The sequence below is a fragment of the Nocardia sp. NPDC004260 genome (assembly GCF_053603155.1).
This window is the reverse complement of record NZ_JBSGEZ010000109.1, coordinates 1-13,802: the sequence shown is the minus strand read 5'-3', so window position 1 is coordinate 13,802 and position 13,802 is coordinate 1. Positions and strand designations below refer to the sequence as shown.

The following is a 13,802-nucleotide window of genomic DNA, read 5'->3' as shown; positions in this document are numbered from 1 at the left end:
GGCAACGCCGCCCGATCCAACTTCCCCACCGGCGTCAACGGAATCTCATCCAACACCACAATCGACGCCGGAATCATGTACCCCGGCAACGACTCGGAGATGAAGTCCAGCAGTGCCGTGGTGTCGAACTCGGCCCCGATGCCCACCGCGTCTGCCTCGGGAAGCACGTAGGACACCAACATGGTCGTGCCGTTCTGCTGCCGCTTGCCCAACGTCACCGCGAACTCGACATCCGGATGGCGGCTCAGCGCGTCATCGATCTCGCCGAGTTCGACGCGGAAACCACGGACCTTCACTTGGAAATCGGAACGTCCCAGTACCTCGATGCCGCCCCCGCCGAGTCGGCGGGCCAAGTCGCCGGTGCGGTACATGCGCGATCCCGGACTGCCCGCCTCGCCGCCGAACGGGTTGGCCACGAAGCGCGCCGCGGTGAGACCGCGCCGGTTGAGGTAGCCCTCCGCCAGCGCGGGACCGGACAGATACAGCTCGCCGACCACCCCGGCCGGGGCCGGGCGCAAGCGGGAATCCAGCACGAACAGACCGAATCCCGGTATCGCGCCGCCGATGGTGATGGTCTCGCCGGGAACCAGCGGCGCACTGCTGGTCGCGATGACCGTGGCTTCGGTGGGGCCGTAGCCGTTGATCATCGCGCGGCCGTTCCCGCTCCACCGGCTGACCAGGTGCGGACCGAACCGGTCGCCGATGACCATCACGACGCGCAGGTCCGCGAGCCCCTCAGGATCGACCGATTCCAGCGCGCCGGGTGTGATCAGCATGTGCGTGACGCGTTCGCGCCTCAGCACATCGGCGAGTTCGAATCCGCCGAATACGGTCGGCGGCGCAATCACCAGGGTGGACCCCGTGGCGAAGGCGAGCAGCAATTCCAGTACCGACACGTCGAAGTTCGGCGAGCAGATGTGCATCACCCGCGAGCCCTCGGTGACGTCGTAGCGCTCCCGTTCGGACGCCACCATCGCGCCCAATCCGGAGTGGGTGACCACGACCCCCTTGGGCCGACCGGTCGAACCCGAGGTGAAGATGACGTAGGCGGGATGCTGCTCGGTGAGCGGTCGCACCCGATCGGCATACGAGACCGGGTGCGCGGGCCGCCGTGCGATCCGTTCCCGGTCACGCGGGTCGTCGAGTTCGATCCACGGGATCGACGTGCCCAGCGCTTCGCGGTACGCGGAAGTGGTCAGGCCCAGCGCCGCTCCGGAATCGGACACCATGTAGGCGATCCGCTCCGGCGGGTAGGTGGGATCGATCGGCACATACGCGGCGCCCGTCTTGGCGATGGCCCACACCGACAGCACCGACTCGATCGAGCGCCGAATGCCGATGGCCACCACGTTACCGGGCCCCAATCCCCGGTCGATCAACTCCCGCGCCAGCCGCGACGAGGATTCGTCGAGCTCTCGATAGGTCAGTTGGGTGGTATCGGCGGGATCGCCTGTCGGACTGAACCGGATCGCCACCGTGTCGGCGGCGGACTCGACCGCGGCTGTGAGCAGTTGCCCGAAGAGCAGACCGCCGGAACGGCGACGGCGGTTTCCACGCGCAGAACGGCGGTCCATCTTCATTTCCGTGCTTTCTCCTTCAGGTGGTGCCGGCGCTCGCGGCCGTCACCAACGATCCAACCCACTACCTCGCTACTTGCTCGCACAGGTGTCGCAGACAGCCCCGGGAACTCTCTCGCGAGAAGTCCCGGACTGTTCGGCCCCGTCGGGACAGTACACAGCCGGTAACCCGCTTACGGCACGGCATACGGCGGCGCCGGCGAATTATGCTGTGTTTCACACCTTTCACTGATCAAGTGTGCCAATGCGGCACCGACCCAGACGATGATTCCGGTCGACTGCTTCCGTGGCTCTTGCGACTCCGCCGCGAAGATTCCGCCCGAACTTCCGAGATGGCGAGCCCGACAGGCGATCTCGGCGAGCCTTCAGGCTGCGTCTACAACGGTTGCCGTTCCGCGATGGTCGCCTCCTGCTCGAACGGCGTGGCGTGCGCGGTCGACAGTGGTGCGAGGAGTGTGGCGGGCGTAAAGAGGCCCGCGGTGATCGCCTTCATGGGGACGAGTATTCGGCGAACCCCTCCGTGCCGCACGACCCCATTCATCGGGGCGCACCGCGTGCCATCCGGCTCGTGGCCGGCGCCCCGCAGCGCTGTCCGCGTCGCATCAGTGTGAGTCCAGCGGCTGCAACGACCACGACGTGGCCTCGATCGGTATCGCCGCGGCGGATCGGGCCATGCGGCTGATCTTGGATCCGGTGATGAATTCGGGATCGGTGCCCATGATGACGCGCCCCTCGCTGTTGACCAGCACCACCCGCTGACCGAATGCCCGGAATCGCGGAAGCAGGACTGCCTCGATCGAAGCGACCGGAACATCGGCACCGGCGATTCCGACGAAGGCTCCCGAATTGGGCGTCACCGGAATCGCGAAGGTGCAAACGTACTGATCGGTGCACGCGTAATCGATGGTCGGCCCGTACACCCAGCGCCGACCCTGGTCGCGCGGGATCGTGAACCAGTCCATGGCCGTGTAGTCGTAGAAGTACTCATTGTGCGGATTCAATTCCAGCCCGAGACGTTGCGGTCCGCGGTCGGTGTCGAGGAACCACCACTCCAGGAATCGGGGGCGATCCGCGAGAACGCCGTCGGCCATCACTACGCCCGCGCTTTCGAGCAGTTTTCCACGCCGCTCGAGCTCGCCGACAATGGTGTCGCGCAGCGGCGCGAGGTCGGTCGATCGGGGCGCGTGCTGCGGCTTCTCGGTCGATCTCGCCCACAGTGCCGCCAATTCGGCCCCGATGATGCCCAGCGATCCGTAGACCTCCTCGGCCAGTTCTGTGACGACGTGAACGAGCGATTCGACGGTCACCGGGGTGGAAGAACTATCGGTATCCCTCATCGATCAACTGAGCTCCAAACGTAGGGCGACGAGGCGGCGGATACGTGATTCGGTTTGTGATTCTGCCAGTTCTCTCGCCCGGGCGTCGTCTTCTCTTTCGATCGCGTCCACCAAATCGCGATGCGCGGTGGCTTCGGCGGCCGGGTCGAGTTTCAGTCGGGGTAACCAGAGCAGGGTGGAGAGTTCGGCTTGCAGCGCCACCTGGGCACGAGTCAAACGGGTGGATTGCGCGCACACCGCCATTTCGATATGGAAGCGGCTGTCGGCCCGGCGGGCCGATATGGGCTCGCTGCTGTCCTTCAGCCGGTCGGCCAGGGATCGGAGCCGCGCGATATCGGCTCGCAACCCGCGGCGTGCGGCGAACACGGCGGCGGCTCCGGTGACGGCGAAGTGTTCGTCCCCCAGATCGCGCAATTCTTGGATGCTCATCTCCTGCAAGCGCGCCAGTGAGCTGCTCTCGAGGATCTCCGCCGCACCGCGGATGAAGCTGCCGCCGCCGCGTCCGCGCTTGGTCTGCACGATTCCCTGCTGGCGGAGCACGGCCAGTGCCTCGCGCAGGGTCATCGTCGACACCCCGAGCTGACCGGCGAGATCGGTCTCGCTCGGCAACTGCTGGCCGTCGACCATCAGGCCGAGGCTGATGGCGGCACTGAGTCGCTGCACCACGGCCTCGGTCTTCGGGCCGCCACCCTCGAGGGGGGCCAGCACGGCGCCGAGAGCGGTCAATCCGGCGCTCTCCTGGGAACCGGGACGCGGCGGCGTCACGATCGAAACAGGATTTCCCATGTTCGAAACGAACCAGAACAGCCATAGCGCGCACTACGGTCACTTCACCGCGACCGTGCCGAGTCGACGGCCAGGCAGGTGGCGCGGAGGGGAATACGGCCGGGGGACCACGGGGTCGGTGCAAGTGCGAGCCGAGCGTACGACGCCAGGGTTTCGACGATGAGTGACATACGCCATACCGAAGTCGACGGTGTATGCGCGACGTGGCGTTTCGTTCACCACCACCTGATCGCGATCGTCGCGGTGGATAAGGCATCGGATGCTTCACCGTTGGTCGCGTTCGGCCCTGGCAACTACCCTGACCTCGCGCAGGCACGAGAACTTCTTCCGGAGCTGACGCGGCTCTGGGACGCGGTGCGCCGCGAATTCTGGGCCAAACTCATCCCGCCACTGCCCGTGGTGACCAGGCAGCAGGCTTGGGCGTGAGCCGGTTACCTCGGTGAATGCGCCCCCTGGACCTGCTCACCATCAGTGTCGCTGAAAGTCGCTCATTTCGCCCTCAGGGGCGGCCGCGCGCCCGGCCGCGCGGTCTCGTATCCGCGCGGAGCGGATCTCAGTCCCGCGTGATGGCTCCGTCCACGCGCCGCCAGATACCGAGCGGGTTGTCCGCGCGGATCTCGTCGGCGAGCAGGTCGTCGGGGACGTTCTGGTAGGCGACCGGGCGCAGGAATCGCTCGATGGCGCGGCTGCCCACGGAGGTGGTCGACGGCGCGCTGGTCGCGGGGAACGGGCCGCCGTGGACCACCGCGTGGCCGACTTCCACCCCGGTGGGCCAGCCGTCGAAGAGCACCCGGCCTGCGATCAGTTCGAGCTTGCCGAGCAGGGTCGCGGCGAGTTCGCGATCCGCGGCCACGGCGTGCACCGTGGCGGTGAGCTGGCCCTCGAGCTCATCGACGAGGGTGGCGAACTGCTCCGCTCCGGTCACCCGGACGATGATCGAGGCGGGCCCGAACACTTCTTCCTGGAGTTCCCGATCGGCCAGGAACCGCTCACCGGTGGTCACGAACAGTTGCGGCACGCCCGTGCAGGCCGCCCCGGCGTCGCTGCCCTTCGCGGCGGTCCACACGGCCTCGGTCGCGGCCAAGCGCCGCACCCCCGCGGTGAACGCGGCGGCGATACCCGCGTTCAGCATCGGCGCGCCGGACGTGGCGGCGACGGCCGCGGTCGCCGCGTCGACGAAATCGTCGGTGCCGGGTCCGTCGGCCACGAAGACCAAGCCGGGGCTCGTGCACAGCTGTCCGACGCCGTTGGTGAGCGAGGCGACGAATTCGGCGCCGAGCCGGGCGCCGTGCTCCGCGACGGCGCCCGGCAGCACGAACACCGGGTTCACACTGGACATCTCGGCGAAAACGGGGATGGGTACCGGCCGTGCCGCGGCCGCCGCGACGAGCGCGAGCCCGGCCCGCCGGGAACCGGTGAAGCCGACCGCCCGGATTCGGGGGTCACGCACCAGCGCCAAGCCGGTGTCCACGCCGCCGTGGATCAGTGAGAAGGTGCCTTCGGGCAGGTCGTGCTCCCGTACGGCCGCGCGGACCGCGCGGCCGACCAGTTCGGAGGTGCCCGGATGGGCGGGGTGGGCCTTGACCACCACCGGCGCACCCGCCGCCAGGGCCGAGGCGGTGTCGCCACCGGCCACGGAGAAAGCGAGGGGGAAGTTGCTCGCCGCGAACACCGCGACGGGTCCGAGCGGGATCCGGCGCTGCCGGAGATCGGGCTTGGGCAGGGGGCTGCGCACCGGGTCGGGCCGGTCCAACCGGGCGCCGGTCCAGCTGCCCTCGCGCACCACGTCGGCGAACAGCCGGAGCTGGCCGGTGGTGCGGCCGATCTCGGAGCGCACCCGGGCCTCCGGCAGTTCGGTCTCGGCGATCACCCGGTCGACCAGAACCTCGCCGAGCGCCTCGATCTCCCGTGCGACGCTCTCCAGGAACGCCGCGCGCGCACCGAGGCCGGTGTGCCGGTAGCGCTCGAAAGCGGTCGCGGCCAGTTCGGCGGCATGGGCGACCGTCCCGGCGTCGGCTTCGCCGTACTCCGGACCGAGATCGGCGCCGGTCGCCGGGTTCGTCGCGTGGAACAGCCCGGCGGAGCCGGGGACGTCCGCGGCGCCCACCAAGTTGGCACCGGTCAGATGCGCGGCATCGATGTGTGAGGTGGTCATCAGCTGACTTTCTTCACGAGGTCGGCCGGCTCGGCGAGCTCGACATCATCGAGGCGTCGGTCAACGGGCTGCAGACCGGGCCCCGGGCGTCCGATCATTTTCATGCGCCGCCATCGACATCCATCGGATCCGGCAGGACAGCCGGCGCATTTCCCGGGATCCCTACCGTATCGCCGACGGTCTGCTCACCTTGCCGTCGCGCCCCGGACTCGGCGTCGAGCTCGACGAGGAACAGGTCGCCGCCGCGAACGAGCCCTGGTTCGCTGACCTCACCACGTCGAAACCTCTTGACGAACATATGTTTGGGACCACGGCCAGGAGGCATTACCCCAGCGGACAAGCTCGACAAGGAGGTTCAGATGTCGGCTGGAGTATGGGTAATCATCGTCGTCATCGCCATTGTCGTCATCGCGGCCGTTGTCGCGCTCCTGGGGTGGCCGACGCTGCGTAGACAGCGACTACGCCGCAGATTCGGCCCGGAATACGACCGGACGGTCCAGGAGCACGAGGATCGCAAGACCGCGGAGCGGGAACTCGCAGAGCGCGAGCGCAGGCATGCGCAACTGCGGCTACGCGACCTGTCGGACGACGAGAAGCGGGTCTATTCCACCCGCTGGGTAGAGGTGCAGGAGCGATTCATCGACGACCCCGCCGGGGCGTTGACCGAAGCCGACCGCCTCGTCACCACGATCATGTCCGAGCGCGGCTACCCCACGGAGAACTACGAGCAGCAGGTGGCTGATCTTTCCGTGGAGCATGCCGAGCCGCTGGGCCACTATCGCGCCGCGCACGACATCGCGACCCGCCCCGCAGGGACGGCGGTATCCACGGAGGACCGGCGCACAGCCATCGTGTACTACCGGGAAGTGTTCGAAGATCTGATCGGCGTGGGCGGCGAAGGCAAGAAGGACGTGAAAGCATGAGCACCGAATCCGAGCGTCGTCCCTATCGCGATGGGGCGGAGGAGAATTCGCCGACAGCAGGTGAGGGGCGGGTCGAGTCGCAGTACGAAGGAAGCGGGCAGGCGGACCGTGGCCGGCAAGCCGGACCGGCAGGCGAAACGGCAGCGGCGCGGCGCGATGCCGGGCAGACCGAGGCGTCTCGCGGGGTCGGCGAGGCCGAGCCCGCGCAGACCACCGGTACTGCGCCCGAATCGAACACGCCCGCGGCGCACGGATCGGAGTCGGCCCGCGCGGATGCCTCGCGACGGGATGTGATCGACAGCGAGTGGAGTGACACCGGCAGGACTGGGCAAACCGCCGCCCAAGGTGCGCCAACGGCGGAAACCGCGTCGGGCGGCCCTGCGCCGTTGTTGCCCGATGCCGATCTCGATCGCCTGCGCACCCAATGGCGGGAAGTGCAGGTTACCTTCGTCGACAACCCCAAAGACGCGGTCGCTCGCGCGGACGAGTTGCTCGGCGATACCATCCGCCAGCTGACCACCACCTACGACCAGCGCAAACGCGAACTGGACGAGCGGCTCGGCGACACGTCCGACACCGAGGGGCTGCGCCAGGCGTTGCGCGGGTACCGGGCGTTCTTCGACCAGCTGCTCTCGATCGGCGGCTAGCCGGAAGCCGTTGGTCATGAAGGTATTCCGATTGGCCGGCGGGACGGTCGACCGGGCGACGGACTGGGTCGCCGGGCAGGTGAAGGCGCGAGTGCCCACCGCCGACCCCGCCGATCGCGATCCGGAGTTCATCGCCGACACCGTGGATCTGGGCTGGCTTCTCGTGCGCCTCTACTTCCGGGCGGAGGTGCGCGGCTTGGAGCGGGTTCCGCAAGAGGGGCCGGTCTTGCTGGTAGGTAACCATTCCGGCGGGAACGTATCGCCGGAAGTCTTGGTGACCACGCTGGCCTTCGTCCGGCGTTTCGGACCGCAGCGGCCCTTCTTCCAGCTCGCCCACGACATGGTGATGGCCTACCCGGTGATCGGCTCGTTGCTGCGCCGCTTCGGAACGGTCAACGCCGACCCGGGTAATGCCGAGCGAGTGCTGCGCGACGGCGCGGCGGTGCTGGTCTACCCCGGCGGTGACTGGGAGGTGCACCGTCCGACGTGGGAGGAGGGCCGGATCGACTTCGCCGGTCGCACCGGCTTTCTCCGCCTGGCCTGGAACGAGCGGGTTCCGATCGTGCCGGTGGTGAACATCGGTGCGCAGCAGAGTCAGTTGGTGCTCACCCGCGGTGATCGGATCGCGCGCCTGCTGCGGCTGGATCGGATGCTGCGGCTGAAGGTGTTCCCGATCTCGATCGCGCTGCCGTGGGGACTCGACCTCGGTGATCTTGCTGGGCATCTGCCGTTGCCCAGCAAGATCACCGTCGAGTTCCTCGACCCGATCGATCTTCGCGACGTGCTGGGGCCCGAGCTGGATCTGGACGCGGCCTACCGGCACGTCACCGGAATCATGCAAGGGGCGCTGACCAGGCTGGACGAAGAGCGCGCCCTGCCGATCGTCGGTTGACCCGAAACGGCGGCGCGATTACGGTCGATGCCCGCCACTTTCATGATACCGTTAGTAACATATAATCGCTCGTGTGATGGAGGTCACCATGCGCGACGCCGCGCATGCAAGGATCGAATGGTTCGCCGCTCCCGGCACCGAGGGCGGGGGAGCGGCGCTGGACCAGGTGGCGATCATGACCGGGGCCGCCGGACTGGTCGCGGTCGTTCTGCTGTGGATCGGGTATCTCCACCGAACCCGCCGGATCACGTGGTTACAACGCGTCGCCGACCGTCTCGGGCGGCTGTTCAACCGGCCCGGTTGGGTCGCCCTCCCGCTGGCGATGTTCCTCGCGACGATCCTCACCGCGCTGCTGGGCTTCATCTGGGATGTCAGCCTCCACGTCGGCAACGGCCGGGACAACGGGCCACTGGCGAATCCGGCGCACTATTTCATCCTGGCGGGATTGTTCTTCCTGTTCACCGCCGGGATGTCGGCGATCGTGCTGCCCCTGGACGAGAAGCCCGGTGCCGCAGCGGTGCGGATCACCCGCAGCTGGTACGCGCCCGTCGGCGGCATCCTCATCGCGGGCGCCGGTCTCTACGCCTTGATCGGCTTCCCCCTCGACGACATCTGGCATCGGATCTTCGGGCAAGATGTCACGCTCTGGGGGCCGACGCATCTGATGCTCATCGGCGGCGCCGGGTTGTCACTGATCGGTGTGTTGCTGCTCGAGTTCGAGGGCAGGCACAGCAAACCGGAGCCCGACCGCGCCGACGGCAGGCTGATGTGGCTGCTGCGGTCCTTCGCCTTCGGTGGCTTGCTCATCGGACTGTCGGTATTCCAGGTGGAATACGACTTCGGGGTGCAGCAATTCCGGCTCGTTCTGCAGCCGATGCTCATCGCCGCCGCGGCCGCGGTGTCCCTCGTCGCCGCCCGTGCGAGCCTGGGGCCGTTCAGCACACTGGTGGTGGTCGGCTTCGCCGCCCTGGTCCGCACCGTGGTGGCCGTCCTAGTGGGCGGACCGATCATGGATGCCCCGCGCAATGTCTTCCCGCTGTATCTCGGCTGCGCGGTCGTGGTGGAACTGCTCGCGCTGCTACCGCTCATCCGGCGGCCGATCTGGTGGGGCGCGCTGTGCGGACTCGGGATCGCGACAGTCGGCCTGTGGCTCGAATCCTTTTGGGTTCGGGCGGTATTCGTCAATCCCTGGCCTGCCGCCATGTGGCCGGAACTGCTGGCGATGGCCGTGCCCACCGGTATCGCCGGTGGTGTCGTCGGCGCACTGTTGGCGATGACGCTGCGCGGCGAACCGCTGCCACGCCCGCCGGTGCGCCGCGGATTGATGGCCGCCGCGGTCGTGATCGTGGCGGCTGCCACCGCCAACGGGCTGCTCATCGACGTGCCGGAGCAGGCCACCGCCACGGTCGCGCTGCGTGACGTCGAATGGGGCCCAGGCGGGAGGATGGTGCTGGCGGACGTCCGCGTTACGCCCGCCGATCTGGTCGGCTCCGACCCCGAATGGATCCAGATCCTGTCCTGGCAAGGTGGCATCGGCAGTGACAGTCCCGGCCGCGGCCTGGTCGTCGACCACCTGCGACGAGTGGGCCCGGGGCACTACGTCTCCACCGAACCCGTCCCGGCTCATGGGTCGTGGAAAACTGTTCTGCGGCTGCAGGACGGGCGCGTCCTGACCGCTGCGCCGATCTTCATGGCCGCCGACCCCGGCATCGGCGTCGACGAGGTTCCCGCGCTCGCGTCGTTCAACCGCCCGTTCATCGCCGAGATCACGGTGCTGCAGCGGGAGCGCTCGTTCGATTACCCGTCCTGGTTGTTCGGCGCGGCATCGCTGGTCGTCCTGGTGTGCAGCCTCGCCCTCGTCGGCGCGCTGTCCTGGGGTGCGGCGCGGATCAACGACCGGTATCCGCACACGAGCCCGACGACCGTGGCGGAACCGGCGGTCTCGCGATGAGCGGGGGCGCCGACGGCGTGGACGTGATGGCCCATCACTCGCTGCTGCTCGCGATACCGGCCTTCCTGCCCGCCCTGGCCGTGGTCGCCGTCGTCGTGTTCGTCGCCGTGCGAGACCGCCGCGCCGAGGCGCGTGATCGCACATCTGGTTCACCGTCCGAGCACGGCGCGAAGAAGGAGCGGTGATGCCATCTGTGTGGCGGTGGGGCGCGCTTGTGTTGCTGAGCGGTCTGCTCGTGAGCGGCTGTGCCTCCTCCGATCCCGACACCGCCTCGCGGGCAAGCGCGACGGCTGGAGACTCGGAGAGTCTCGTCGTCGCGGTCCGGATCGCGGCGGGGTCGGTGAGCCCGGCCGATGTCCGCCTCGAGACCCGGGTGGGACGACCGATCGAGGTGGTGGTCGACAGCGACGCCGACGACGAACTGCACGTACACGGCACGCCGCAGCACACGTTCGCGATCACCCCTGGGGCTGGACAGCGGTTCCGCTTCACCGTGGATGTGCCGGGGCGGGTGGAGATCGAACTGCACCACGCGCGGCGAACGGTGGCGACATTGCTCGTTCGCGGATGACGGTTCTCGCGCACGGCATCGGCGGCGCGACGGATCTGCCGATCCCACTGTCGTACGCGCTTGTCGGAGCGGCCTGGGCCTTGACGTTCTCGTTCGCGGTGCTGGTGCTCGCCTGGCGCGAACCGCGGCTGGACCCGCGATCACCGGGAATCGCGCTTCCCTCGGGGGTGGGTGCGATCGTCTACTCCCAGGGGGTCCGGGTCGTGATTTCGGGAGCGAGCGTGGTCGTCACTCTCGTGGTCGTCGCGATCGGTGTCCTCGGAAGTTCCGATCCGGCGCGCAATCCCGTGCCCGGTGTCGTCTACATCTACCTCTGGGTCGGTGTCATGGTCGCCTCGCTGGTCGCCGGACCCGTGTGGAAGGTCTTGTCGCCGGTGCGCGCCGTGCACCGCGCCCTGTGCCTGATGCGGGGCCGTCCACCCGCCCAGGGAGTGAGGCGTTATCCCGGTTCTTGGGGGCAGTGGCCCGCGGTGCTGGGCCTGTTCTCCTTCGTGTGGATGGAACTGGCCTACCCGGAACCGGGTTCGGTGGCCGCCGTGACCACCTGGCTCGTGGCGTATCTCGTCGTGAACACAGCCGGACTGATCATGTGCGGCACCGCCTGGGCCGAGCGTGCCGACCCGTTGGAGGTGTACAGCAGTCTGCTGGGCAGGCTGAGCCCGTTGGGGCGTCGCGATACCGGTGAACTCGTGCTGCGGTCGCCGTTGAACAATCTGGCCGGAACTCCGGTCCGGGCGGCCGCGGTGGCCGTGGCCGCCACCGTGCTCGGCTCGACCGCGTTCGACAGCTTCAGCACCTTCCCTTCCTGGCGTGGTCTGCTGGCCGACGCCGGTGGCGGCGGGTACGAGCTCCTGCCGACCGCGCTGAAGACGGTGGGGCTGCTGGGTTTCATCGTGGTCGTCGGCGGCCTGTTCCGTACCGCCGCGAGGGCGACCGGAGGCCTGCCCGAAGCCGAGCGGAAACTGCTCCCGGCTCGCCTCGCGTACAGTCTGTCCCCCATCGTCGCGGGTTATCTCGTCGCCCACTACCTCACCTTCTTGGTCGAGAAGGGCCAGGCGACGGTGCTCTTGTTCGCGGATCCGTTCGGACGAGGATGGAACCTGGCCGGACTGGCCGACCGCGACGTCGCCTACCTCTTGTCCACACATCCCGCGGTGCTGGGGACGATCAAGGTGCTGGCCGTGGTGATCGGCCATATCCTCGGCGTCGCCGCCGCGCACGACCGTTGCCTGCGACTGCTGCCGCGGGCCCATCGGGTGACGGGTCAACTGGCTTTGATGGTGACCATGGTCGGTTTCACCTTCACCGGTCTCTACCTGCTGTTCGAGTCCTGAGGCACATCCGAATCTCCCACCCCGACAAGCGTTTCGCGCAACGTCCTTCTGGAAGGCTCACCGCAGCGGTGTCCGCGACGATCGCCGCGGAACTGGGCGTGCGGGCCACCGTCGACGAGTTGGCTCGTATCCCTGCGCGCGCACTCGTCGGCGCGACGGACGCGCTCACCCGGAAGATGCCCGAATTACCGCACCGCCTACCCCGGCGCCACCGCCGGTCAGCTGTTGGAACGCGGATCGGCGATGAACGCAGGCAGCGGCGAGGTTTTGGCGGGTTATGGCTCAGCGATGGGCAGCGACGTGGACTCTCGGCCGAGGCCTCCACGGTCGGCGAGGTGTAACTCGATGATCGAGCGGGAACCGGCCGGAATGACCGAGCCGACCCGTAGACCGGCCGACTCGGCGATCTCGCGCAGCCTGCCGAGGGGGCGTTCCCGGCCGCGGACGTAGCACAGCATCCGCAGGTCGCCTTCGGTGTCGGGTGCGCCACCGTCGGCATCGCCGATGTGGTCGAGAACGAGCACCTTCCCGTGCTCCGGAACCGCGTCGGCGCAGCGTCGCAAGATGCGAACGGCGGCCTCGTCGTCCCAGTCGTGCAGGACACCCGAGAGCAGATAGCCGCCCGCTCCGGCGGGAAGGGGATCGAAAAAGCTGCCGACCTGCGCGTCGGCCCGGTGGGCGAGGCCTGCCGAGCGAATGGCCTGCCGTGCACGAGCGACCGGGCCGGCCAAGTCGAGCACCGTCCCGCGCAGGTCGCCATGGGCGCGAAGAAGGGCGACGAGCAAGCTGGCGTCGCCCCCACCCACATCGACGAGGTGACCGAGCGCGCCCCATGAGTAGGCGTCGGCCACCGCCGGGGCATCCGCCGCCAACCGAGAGCCCATCAGAGCGTCGAACGACGCTCCCAGCGCGGGATCGGCGGACAGATCCTCCCAGAACGTCCGGCCGAACTGACGTGGAAAGGCGGGCTCACCGGTGCGAACGGTGTGCAACAGCTGGACGAAGCACAGATCGGCGCGCCCGACGGCGCCCTCCAGATCGATCCAGCGCCGCACCCCTTCCGGATGATCGTCCCGCAGGCGCTCACCCAACGACGTCAGTCCATAGCCACCGGTACTTCCACGAGACAGCACACCGGCGGTCACCAGGTGGTTCAGCAGACGCCCCAGCGCGTCCAGGTCCGCGTCCACCGCGGCGGCCAGCGCCTCGCTCGTCCGCCTGCCCGCGGCGACGTGGTCGGCCAGCCGCAGCGTCGCGGCCACGCGGATGGCCATCGGCGTCACCAGGTCGGCGGCGGCCCACAGCGCCCCGCCCCATTCGATCGGCTCCTCGGCCATAACCCTCCTCGCTCGTCGGCTCCGGGTCGCCGATCACATGACTCCGGCGGTCAGCGCAGCGGCACCTGCCAGCACAACCGCGTGCCCGCGGTACGCCCGTCCGTTTCGGTACCGGCCGTGATCGTGAAGGTCCCGGCCGCTTCCTCGGCGCGCCGGGCCAGATTCGTCAGACCGCTCGGGGCGACGTCGCTGGGCACCCCGCAGCCGTCGTCCTCGATGACGATGGTCAGGTCGTCGGCCACGGTGATCTCGACCGAGACGGTGTCGGCTCCGGAGTGCCGTACGGCGTTGC

14 protein-coding genes are annotated in these 13,802 nt (G+C 68.5%); 8 read left to right on the top strand and 6 right to left on the bottom strand.

All coding sequences use genetic code 11. The features are described from left to right. From ACWEO7_RS35315 to ACWEO7_RS35305, 3 genes are all read right to left on the bottom strand, one after another. Positions 1 to 1,580 (bottom strand): amino acid adenylation domain-containing protein (locus ACWEO7_RS35315; protein ID WP_452429726.1); only part of this gene is annotated, 1,580 nt, incomplete at its 3' end. A 599-nt stretch (positions 1,581 to 2,179) separates the two neighbouring features. Beyond that, positions 2,180 to 2,914, bottom strand: coding sequence for a cache domain-containing protein (locus ACWEO7_RS35310; RefSeq protein ID WP_452429724.1), 735 nt, complete (start codon positions 2,912 to 2,914; stop codon positions 2,180 to 2,182). Between the two features lie 3 nt (positions 2,915 to 2,917). Beyond that, positions 2,918 to 3,700 carry a FadR/GntR family transcriptional regulator gene (locus ACWEO7_RS35305; protein ID WP_452429722.1) on the bottom strand — a complete coding sequence of 261 codons (783 nt, stop codon included), beginning with the start codon at positions 3,698 to 3,700 and terminating at the stop codon, positions 2,918 to 2,920. Positions 3,701 to 3,859: 159 nt separating this feature from the next. Between ACWEO7_RS35305 and ACWEO7_RS35300 the strand changes: the two genes are divergently transcribed. Beyond that, positions 3,860 to 4,126, top strand: a complete 267-nt coding sequence (locus ACWEO7_RS35300; RefSeq protein WP_452429720.1) for a hypothetical protein — start codon at positions 3,860 to 3,862, stop codon at positions 4,124 to 4,126. A 127-nt stretch (positions 4,127 to 4,253) separates the two neighbouring features. On the opposite strand, the gene ACWEO7_RS35295 is transcribed toward ACWEO7_RS35300, so the two are convergent. After that, complete coding sequence (locus ACWEO7_RS35295; protein WP_452429718.1) at positions 4,254 to 5,855, bottom strand: aldehyde dehydrogenase (NADP(+)); 1,602 nt, start codon at positions 5,853 to 5,855, stop codon at positions 4,254 to 4,256. 359 nt (positions 5,856 to 6,214) lie between these two features. On the opposite strand from ACWEO7_RS35295, the gene ACWEO7_RS35290 reads away from it, so the two are divergent. From ACWEO7_RS35290 to ACWEO7_RS35260, 7 genes are all read left to right on the top strand, one after another. After that, positions 6,215 to 6,778, top strand: coding sequence for a hypothetical protein (locus ACWEO7_RS35290; RefSeq protein ID WP_452429717.1), 564 nt, complete (start codon positions 6,215 to 6,217; stop codon positions 6,776 to 6,778). Beyond that, entirely contained in the window at positions 6,775 to 7,425 is a 651-nt protein-coding gene (locus ACWEO7_RS35285) for a hypothetical protein (RefSeq protein ID WP_452429715.1), read from the top strand. The genes ACWEO7_RS35290 and ACWEO7_RS35285 overlap by 4 nt, the downstream gene beginning before the upstream one ends. A gap of 16 nt (positions 7,426 to 7,441) precedes the next feature. Then, positions 7,442 to 8,317, top strand: a complete 876-nt coding sequence (locus tag ACWEO7_RS35280) for a lysophospholipid acyltransferase family protein (protein WP_452429713.1) — start codon at positions 7,442 to 7,444, stop codon at positions 8,315 to 8,317. A 76-nt stretch (positions 8,318 to 8,393) separates the two neighbouring features. Next, positions 8,394 to 10,268 (top strand): hypothetical protein, encoded by a 1,875-nt coding sequence (locus tag ACWEO7_RS35275; RefSeq protein ID WP_452429727.1) that lies wholly within the window; start codon positions 8,394 to 8,396, stop codon positions 10,266 to 10,268. After that, positions 10,265 to 10,453, top strand: a complete 189-nt coding sequence (locus tag ACWEO7_RS35270; protein ID WP_452429711.1) for a hypothetical protein — start codon at positions 10,265 to 10,267, stop codon at positions 10,451 to 10,453. The genes ACWEO7_RS35275 and ACWEO7_RS35270 overlap by 4 nt, the downstream gene beginning before the upstream one ends. Further along, positions 10,453 to 10,839, top strand: a complete 387-nt coding sequence (locus ACWEO7_RS35265; protein ID WP_452429709.1) for a hypothetical protein — start codon at positions 10,453 to 10,455, stop codon at positions 10,837 to 10,839. The genes ACWEO7_RS35270 and ACWEO7_RS35265 overlap by 1 nt, the downstream gene beginning before the upstream one ends. Further along, complete coding sequence (locus ACWEO7_RS35260; RefSeq protein ID WP_452429708.1) at positions 10,836 to 12,173, top strand: hypothetical protein; 1,338 nt, start codon at positions 10,836 to 10,838, stop codon at positions 12,171 to 12,173. The genes ACWEO7_RS35265 and ACWEO7_RS35260 overlap by 4 nt, the downstream gene beginning before the upstream one ends. 275 nt (positions 12,174 to 12,448) lie before the next feature. Here ACWEO7_RS35260 and ACWEO7_RS35255 read toward each other — a convergent pair whose 3' ends face one another. Next, complete coding sequence (locus ACWEO7_RS35255) at positions 12,449 to 13,510, bottom strand: methyltransferase (RefSeq protein ID WP_452429706.1); 1,062 nt, start codon at positions 13,508 to 13,510, stop codon at positions 12,449 to 12,451. Between the two features lie 50 nt (positions 13,511 to 13,560). Next, on the bottom strand, positions 13,561 to 13,802 hold a 242-nt coding region (locus tag ACWEO7_RS35250), incomplete at its 5' end, for an ATP-binding protein (RefSeq protein WP_452429704.1).

What these genes read in the sequence shown, in the direction of transcription:
- ACWEO7_RS35295 (WP_452429718.1), bottom strand. Translation starts at nt 5,855, where the DNA reads ATGACCACCTCACACATCGATGCCGCGCATCTGACCGGTGCCAACTTG.
- ACWEO7_RS35280 (WP_452429713.1), top strand. Translation starts at nt 7,442, where the DNA reads ATGAAGGTATTCCGATTGGCCGGCGGGACGGTCGACCGGGCGACGGAC.
- ACWEO7_RS35255 (WP_452429706.1), bottom strand. Translation starts at nt 13,510, where the DNA reads ATGGCCGAGGAGCCGATCGAATGGGGCGGGGCGCTGTGGGCCGCCGCC.
- ACWEO7_RS35305 (WP_452429722.1), bottom strand. Translation starts at nt 3,700, where the DNA reads ATGGGAAATCCTGTTTCGATCGTGACGCCGCCGCGTCCCGGTTCCCAG.
- ACWEO7_RS35270 (WP_452429711.1), top strand. Translation starts at nt 10,265, where the DNA reads ATGAGCGGGGGCGCCGACGGCGTGGACGTGATGGCCCATCACTCGCTG.
- ACWEO7_RS35265 (WP_452429709.1), top strand. Translation starts at nt 10,453, where the DNA reads ATGCCATCTGTGTGGCGGTGGGGCGCGCTTGTGTTGCTGAGCGGTCTG.
- ACWEO7_RS35300 (WP_452429720.1), top strand. Translation starts at nt 3,860, where the DNA reads ATGAGTGACATACGCCATACCGAAGTCGACGGTGTATGCGCGACGTGG.
- ACWEO7_RS35290 (WP_452429717.1), top strand. Translation starts at nt 6,215, where the DNA reads ATGTCGGCTGGAGTATGGGTAATCATCGTCGTCATCGCCATTGTCGTC.
- ACWEO7_RS35285 (WP_452429715.1), top strand. Translation starts at nt 6,775, where the DNA reads ATGAGCACCGAATCCGAGCGTCGTCCCTATCGCGATGGGGCGGAGGAG.
- ACWEO7_RS35275 (WP_452429727.1), top strand. Translation starts at nt 8,394, where the DNA reads ATGGAGGTCACCATGCGCGACGCCGCGCATGCAAGGATCGAATGGTTC.
- ACWEO7_RS35260 (WP_452429708.1), top strand. Translation starts at nt 10,836, where the DNA reads ATGACGGTTCTCGCGCACGGCATCGGCGGCGCGACGGATCTGCCGATC.
- ACWEO7_RS35310 (WP_452429724.1), bottom strand. Translation starts at nt 2,914, where the DNA reads ATGAGGGATACCGATAGTTCTTCCACCCCGGTGACCGTCGAATCGCTC.